Origin of the sequence: Streptomyces sp. NPDC056296 (assembly GCF_042268605.1) — a bacterium.
Taxonomy (GTDB): domain Bacteria; phylum Actinomycetota; class Actinomycetes; order Streptomycetales; family Streptomycetaceae; genus Streptomyces.
This window is the reverse complement of sequence record NZ_JBHJRX010000133.1, coordinates 1-2601: the sequence shown is the minus strand read 5'-3', so window position 1 is coordinate 2601 and position 2601 is coordinate 1. Positions and strand designations below refer to the sequence as shown.

Sequence of the window (2601 nt, the reverse complement as noted above, 5' to 3'; positions counted from 1 at the left end):
GTAGACACCTCACGTTGCTATGCCGTCAAGTCGGTCGGCCGCGAGGCCGGGGGCCTTCGAACAGTTCTGACCGGGCTTGGAGAGAATCCCGGCATGGTGATGGCACGGCACTGGTACTCCTCGTCGCCCGTCGTGGACGGGCACCCGCTCCTGGATGAGCGGGGCTTCTGGCCTGCGTACTTGGCGGACCTGGCTGTCGAGTTCGCGCCGGAGGCTTTCGGCTCGGACGCGGGCGACGCGGACGCCATGCTGGACACGCTCCACGACCGGTCGGCGTGGCCGATGTTCACGGTGCCGCTGACCGGCGGCTTCGCGATCGTCGTGCACTTCAACAGCGGCGAGGAGTTCACCACGACGGACTACTTCCTCACGCATCCCGACTGGAGCCAGGATCTCGTCCTGGCCAGTGACGATCAGGACCGCATCGGCCCTGGGCTGTGCTGGCCCGAGCTCGCCGCCGTGCTGGAGGCACCACTGGGTGCGGCAGGCGTCACCGATTCTCACGCCCGTCTTCTCCTTCTTCTGCCTGTGCTCGGCGACGCGGCGGTTCCGGAGGAGACCGTGGCGGCGGTGGTCGAGGCTCTGGTCGCTCAGGGGGCGCCTGAGGCGAGCGAGGCGTTGGCCAGACGCCTGCTTCAGGGGCATCCTATGTGGGGCGTTGAGGAGTGGTGGTTCGACGATGACGAGCAGAGCTGGCTCTGCGAGGGCGATCACAGCCCTCGCAAAGTCCCGCTCGGTGATCACCTGCCGCCGCAACAGCGAGCTGCTCTCGAAGCCTGCCTCACTCCCCGCTGACCGTCTCAAGCCGCGGTGACAACGGCATCGGTGGGAGGGGCGCCGAAGGCGAGCGACTCGTCGTAGGTGCTGCCCTGCTTCAGGCAGTGGTAGAGCTGCCCGATCATGCGGTTGAAGAGGTTGCGCTGGGCGGCGGCGTGCCAGTCGCCTTGTTCTCGTCGGCGTCGGTAGTGGGCGTTAGCCCCGGTGGATGCCCGGAGTGAGGCGAAGGCCCAGAGGTAGCCGGCGTGGTTGAGCCGGTCGTTTTTCACCCAGCGTCTGGTGATGGCGGACTTCTTGCCGGAGGCACGGGTGATGGGCGAGGAGCCGGCGTAGGCCTTCAGACCCCGGGCGTCGGCGAAGCGGGTGCGGTCGTCGCCGATCTCGGCCAGGACGCGAGCGGCGAGCTGGATGCCGAGTCCGGGGAAGCTCAGCAGGATCTCGGCGTCCGGGTGCTGGGGAAAGGCCTCTTCGACCGCTTCGGCGAGCTGGTCGGCGGCCGTGCAGGCGGCGTCCAGCTGGATCAGGAGGGCGAGCATCTGCTTGCCGAGTGCGTCCTCGACCAGCGGCGGCTGGTGGGCCCACTCTGCGCGGATGACTTCGCGGAGGCGGTCGGCTTCGGCTTCGATGCCGCGCTGGCGGCCGGCTCGCTTGAGCGCGGCCTGGATCTGAGTGCGGGTCAGCCGTGCGGCCCGGGCAGGAGTCGGCGCCGTCTTGAGGAGCTCGCGGGCCTCGGGACGGCACAGGCCGTTGGTCCAGGTGGCGAAGGCGGCCAAGGCGGCGGGGTAGTACTCGCGCAGCAGGGAGCGGAGCTGGTTGGCGAGTTGCTGCCGGTTCCAGAGGGAGTCCTGCTGGGCTCGGGCGAGGACGGTGATCGCGCGGCCGAGGTCGGAGTCGTCGGGCAGGGGCCGGTGGGCGTGCATGTCAGTGCGGAGGATGTTGGCCAGGACCAGGGCGTCGCCAGGGTCGGACTTCTTGCGGGAGACGCTGTGCCGGTCGCGGTAGCGGGCGGCGGCCATCGGGTTGATGGCGAACACCTTGCGCCGGCCGGTCCGCAGGACCGCGACGAGCAGGCCGCGGGAGGTCTCGATCGCGACCGGGATCGGGTTCTCGGCAGTGTCGCCGTACTCGGTGAGCAGTTCCAGCAGGATCTTGTAGCCGGCCGCGTCGTCGGTGATATGCCGCTTGGCGAGCAGCTGGCCGGTGTCGTCGACCAGGGCGACATCGTGGGTTCGTTCTGCCCAGTCGATTCCGCAGTAGATCAAGATTCCCCTCCCCAGAGTTCGGTGTTTGCGCTGGTCACGAGCGCATGCGGGCCACGCAGCGACCTAATCCCAGGCCTCGACCGCATCGCGGTCGGGCCGCCACCTCACTAGCCGTTCGTGGCACCAGCGCATCCCACGGGCCTCGGTCTATGCGGGAGCTCAGACGGCTCGGGCATATCAAGAGGTCACCGTGCGATGGGCTCGCCCCACCAAAGCCAACGAGTGATCAAGGCGATTGGGATTGACGACGCCGGACGGCACCAGGTCTCAGCCGAGGCCTCATAGACCAGGCTGGCTTCAGGAATCCGTCCGGCGCCGACGAAGGTGGTGGCGGTCGCGCGGGCGCCGGACGACGCACGGTCTACAGCTAGGCGTCAAGGCTCGGCGGTCGTGAGGCATCCGTCCGGCGCCTGCGTGACTGCCACCACCACTCGCGCCAGACCGCGCACCCGGTCTACGTTGAGGCCTTGTCGGCCCGGCTGCCTCTGGATGTCACAGTCTGGTACTCGAACGCTCCGAGGAACACCCGCTCCGACGGATCGCTCATAACTACGGATTAGGC

At 68.5% G+C, this 2601-nt stretch carries 2 protein-coding genes; one reads left to right on the top strand and one right to left on the bottom strand.

The features are described 5' to 3' along the window. Nucleotides 1–795, top strand: a 795-nt coding sequence (locus tag ACFCZF_RS40745; protein WP_376675970.1) for a hypothetical protein, incomplete at its 5' end; no start/stop codon positions are given. Between the two features lie 5 nt (nucleotides 796–800). On the opposite strand, the gene ACFCZF_RS40740 is transcribed toward ACFCZF_RS40745, so the two are convergent. Continuing rightward, nucleotides 801–2042 (bottom strand): IS110 family transposase, encoded by a 1242-nt coding sequence (locus tag ACFCZF_RS40740; RefSeq protein WP_376675971.1) that lies wholly within the window; start codon nucleotides 2040–2042, stop codon nucleotides 801–803. Between the last annotated feature and the right edge of the window lie 559 nt (nucleotides 2043–2601).